At 75.4% G+C, this 4246-nt stretch carries 4 protein-coding genes and 1 pseudogene; all 5 read left to right on the top strand.

What is annotated here, in order from left to right; all coding sequences use genetic code 11:
* On the top strand, window positions 1-786 hold a 786-nt coding region (locus tag B7767_RS19485; RefSeq protein ID WP_107486189.1), incomplete at its 5' end, for an alpha/beta hydrolase.
* Window positions 783-1964, top strand: a complete 1182-nt coding sequence (locus tag B7767_RS19480; protein ID WP_085573302.1) for an acyltransferase — start codon at window positions 783-785, stop codon at window positions 1962-1964. The genes B7767_RS19485 and B7767_RS19480, both read left to right, overlap by 4 nt.
* On the top strand, window positions 1957-3279 hold the full coding sequence (locus tag B7767_RS19475) for a sensor histidine kinase (protein ID WP_085573301.1): 1323 nt from the start codon (window positions 1957-1959) through the stop codon (window positions 3277-3279). Before B7767_RS19480 ends, B7767_RS19475 begins: the two co-directional genes overlap by 8 nt.
* Window positions 3276-3938: a response regulator transcription factor gene (locus B7767_RS19470; protein ID WP_085573300.1), complete on the top strand. Its 663-nt coding sequence runs from the start codon at window positions 3276-3278 to the stop codon at window positions 3936-3938. Before B7767_RS19475 ends, B7767_RS19470 begins: the two co-directional genes overlap by 4 nt.
* A gap of 26 nt (window positions 3939-3964) precedes the next feature.
* Window positions 3965-4246 (top strand): annotated as a pseudogene (locus tag B7767_RS19465) (two-component sensor histidine kinase); the annotation flags it as partial.

Here is a 4246-nt window from a genome sequence, read left to right as displayed (position 1 = left end):
GTCTACGCCGCCAACCGGGCCAACGCCGAGGAGGCCGCCCGGATGGCCGCCGAGTACGGGGACGGGCGGCGGGCCGACGCAGACCGGGCGCTGGCCGGGCGGCAGTTGCTGGACTTCGACGGGCGGGGGGCCGGGCTGGTCACCGAGGTGTTCGGCGACCTCGCGCACGCCGACCGCGTCGCCGTCCTCGTGCCGGGCTCCGACACCGGCATCGACACCTACGGCCGGTTCCGTGCCGCCGCCCTGGCCCTGCACCAGCGGCTCGGCACGCGGGCCGCCGTCGTGGCCTGGCTCGGCTACGAGACCCCCGCCACCGTCAGCGCCGCCGTCGCCACCACCGACCGGGCGGAGGAAGCCGCACCCGAACTGCGCGAGCTGGTGAGCGACTTGCGTGACGTCGCCGGGCCGCGTGCCCGCGTCTCCCTCCTCTGCCACTCCTACGGTTCCGTCGTCTGCGCCGAGGCCGCCGACGGCCTCGACGTCGACGACATCGCCCTCCTCGGCAGTCCCGGCACCGGCTCCGACACCGCCGCCGGCCTGCGCACCCGGGCCAGGATCTGGGCCGCCCGGGGCGCCGACGACTGGGTCGGACACGTTCCGCACCTCAGCGCGGACCTCCTCGGCACCACCGTCGGCTTCGGCACCGACCCCGTCTCCCCGGCCTTCGGCGCCCGGGTCTTCGCGGCCGGCGACGGCGGCCACAGCGACTACTTCGCCCCCGGCTCCCCCTCCCTGGCCAACCTCACCCGGATCGTCCTCGGCGAGACGCGGGCGGTGACCTCATGAGCCGCCTCACCACCGCGATGCGTGACGCCGCCGGGCGCGTCGACGCGGCCACCCCGGACCACCGCGACCGTGCCGTGGACGCCCTGCGCGCCTGCGCCGTCCTCGGTGTCGTCCTCGGCCACTGGCTGGTCACCGCCCTCGTCGCGGACGGCCGCACACTGCGCACGGCCAGCCCGCTCCAGCACCTGCCGTGGCTGGCGCCCGTCTCCTGGGCGTTCCAGACCCTCGCCGTGTTCTTCCTGGTCGGCGGGCACGTGGCGACCCGCGGGTACGCCTCCGCGCGCGCCCGCGGCATCCCGTACCACCGCTGGCTGCACGGCCGGCTGGCCCGGCTGTTCGCACCGGTCGCCGCCGTCCTCATCCTGTGGACGGTCGTCACGACCGCCCTGCTGCTCTCCGGCGCCGAGTACGCCACCACCCGCACGCTGGTGAAACTGGCCCTGTCGCCGATGTGGTTCCTGCTGGTCTTCGCCGCCCTCACCGCCGCGACCCCGCTCGTCGCCCGGCTCCACCCGCTGTGGCCGCTCGCCGTCGTCCTCCACGTCGACCTGCTCCGCTTCGGCCTCGGCGCCCCCGACCGGCTCGGCTGGCTGAACCTGGCGGCCGGCTGGCTGGTGCCGTACACCCTGGGCGCTGCCTGGACCCGGGGCGAGCTGGAACGCCGCAGGACCGGCTGGGTCCTCCTCCTCTCCGGTACGGCCGTCACGGCCGCGCTCGTCGCCTGGGCCGGCTACCCGGCGTCGATGGTCGGCGTCCCGGGCGCCGGGGTGTCCAACCTCAACCCGCCGACGCTGGCCGCCGTCACCTTCGGCCTCGCCCAGTGCGGGCTCGCGCTGCTGCTGCGGGACCGGCTGCGCACGGCGATGCGGCGTCCCGTCGCGTGGGCGGCGGTGGCGCTGGTCAACCTCTCCGCGATGACGGTCTTCCTCTGGCACCAGACGGCCCTGATGGCGACCACCGCCACCGGCCTCGTCGCCGGCCGTCTCCCCGGTCTGCACACCGCCCCCGACGGCCCCGGCTGGGTCGCCGCCCGGCTGCTGTGGCTGCCGGTGTTCGTCCTCGCCCTCGCGGCCTGCTGGGTGGCGTTCCGGTCCTGGGAGCGCGGCGGCGGGAACGGGGGACGGTCCCGGGTCGTCCGTACGCACCGGCCCACGACGAAGGACGTACGGCATGTCTAGGCTGAACCGCGTGACGGACAAGGGGGCGGAGGCCGTCCTGCGGTGGCTCCGGGTGCTGCGGGACGACCTGCTGACGGCGCGTGCGGACCCGCTGCCGCCGTCGGAGTGGCTGCGCTGGGTGCCGCACGGATTCGTGTGCCTGGCCGCGTTCGTCGTCTTCTTCGGCGACCTGAACCAGCTCCAGGGGTACGGGAGGATCGGCCACGGCCAGGCCCTGATGGTCGCGGTCGGACAGTGCGGGGCGGCCGTCCTCGCGCTGCGGCGTCCGGTGCCGGCGCTGTGGCTGTCGCTCACCGCCTCGCTGGCGGGAGCCGTCCTGGCGCGCCGCATGCTGATGGCCGGCCAGATCGACGGGTTCCCGTGGCCCTGGCACGCCTGGGGGATCGCGACCCACCTGCTCGTGCTGCTGCTGCTCGCCCTGCGCGTGCCCACCCGGGTGTCGGTCGAGGCACTGGCGCTGACGGGGCTGCTCACCTACGTCCTCCAGGGACTCTGGGGCGCGTGGAACCACTCCTCCACCGGCGAGACCGCCGTCGTCCTGTTCACCGTCGCCGTCGTCCTCGGCGCGGCCCTGCGCGGCCGCCGCGAGGCCCGCGCCGAACTCGGCCGGCAGACCACCCTCACCGCCGAGGAACGCGCCCGCCGCACCCTCCTGGAGGAACGCAGCCGCATCGCGCGGGAGTTGCACGACGTGGTGGCCCACCACATGTCGGTGATCTCCATCCAGGCCCAGGTCGCCCCGCACCTGGTCCAGGACCCGCCCGACGAGCTGAGGGAGAACCTCGCCGGCATCCGCCAGAACGCCGTCGAGGCGCTGACCGAACTGCGCCGCGTCCTCGACGTGCTGCGCTCCGAGCACCCCGCGCCCGGCGAGCGCGCGGACGCCCCGCAGCCCACCCTCGACCGGCTCGAGTCGCTGGTGGAGAACACCCGCGCCGCCGGACTGACCGTGACCACCGGGACCAGCGGGGAGCACCGCCCGCTGCCGCCCGGCGTGGAGCTGTCGGCGTACAGGATCGTGCAGGAGGCGCTGAGCAACGTGCTGCGGCACGCGCCCGGCGCGACCGCCCACGTCACCCTGGCCTACGATCCGCGGGGGCTGCGGGTGACGGTCGTCAACACCGGCCCGACCCGGGAGGCGCCGCCGTCCGCGGGCGCCGGGCACGGACTGCTCGGCATGCGGGAACGGGCCGTCATGCTGGGCGGCAGGCTGACGGCCGGCCCCTGGGCCGGGATGGGCTACAAGGTCGACGCCTACCTCCCGGCCCCCGCCCCGCCCGCCACCGCACCCCCTCCCCAGGACGGCACCGCATGATCCGCGTACTGATCGCCGACGACCAGCAGATGGTCCGGCAGGGCTTCACCGTGCTGCTGAACGCGCAGCCCGACATCGAGGTCGTCGGCCAGGCGGTGAACGGAGCGGACGCGGTCACCCGGGTCGCCGAACTCGCCCCGGACGTCGTCCTGATGGACATCCGCATGCCCGAACTCGGCGGCATCGAGGCCACCGCCCTCATCACCACCGCCACCCCGGACGTCAGGGTCCTCGTGCTGACCACCTTCGACCTCGACGAGTACGTGTACGAGGCGCTGCGCGCCGGGGCGTCCGGCTTCCTGCTGAAGGACGCCTCCGCCGACCAGCTCGCCGAGGCGGTACGGGTGGTGGCGGCCGGGGACGCCCTCCTCGCGCCCGGCGTCACCCGGCGGCTGATCGCCGAGTTCTCCCGGCTGGACGCCCGCCCCCGCAGCCCCCTCAAGCAGCGCGTGGGGGACCTCACCGAACGCGAGACGGAGGTGCTCGCGCTGATCGCGCAGGGCCTGTCCAACGCGGAGATAGCGGTACGGCTCGTGGTGGCCGAGCAGACCGTGAAGACGCACGTCGGCCGCATCCTGGTGAAACTGGGCCTGCGCGACCGCACCCAGGCCGCGGTGTTCGCGTACGAGTCGGGGCTGGTCCGCCCCTCGGGATACTGACCCCGGGGCAGGGGGAGCGGCCCGTCGTGGCCCGCGTAGTACCTGAGACGGACGCCCGGGAACCCGTCTCAGCGGGGACGACCGCACTCACCCGGTCGGCCTACCGTGTGAGCGTGACCGAGACGACTCACCAGCAGCCCCCGGCCGCCCCGCGCGGGGCCGGGGCGGGGACCCGCAGCCCGGAGTACCGGGCGGCCCGGAGCACCCTGCGCGGGCTGCGCCAGGACCTGTTCCACGACCCCTTCGCCTACCGCCCGCTGCCGCCCCGGCGCACGGACGGCCCGTTCGTCCGCCGGCTGCCCGCCCGG

This window comes from Streptomyces sp. 13-12-16, from assembly GCF_002114215.1.
Classification (GTDB): Bacteria; Actinomycetota; Actinomycetes; order Streptomycetales; family Streptomycetaceae; genus Streptomyces.
Note: the sequence above shows the minus strand (reverse complement) of the source record. Positions and strands in the feature narration are given on the sequence as shown.

Bases quoted from the DNA above. Each gene is read 5' to 3' on its own strand.
- B7767_RS19470 (WP_085573300.1), top strand. From the start codon at position 3,276: ATGATCCGCGTACTGATCGCCGACGACCAGCAGATGGTCCGGCAGGGC.
- B7767_RS19475 (WP_085573301.1), top strand. From the start codon at position 1,957: ATGTCTAGGCTGAACCGCGTGACGGACAAGGGGGCGGAGGCCGTCCTG.
- B7767_RS19480 (WP_085573302.1), top strand. From the start codon at position 783: ATGAGCCGCCTCACCACCGCGATGCGTGACGCCGCCGGGCGCGTCGAC.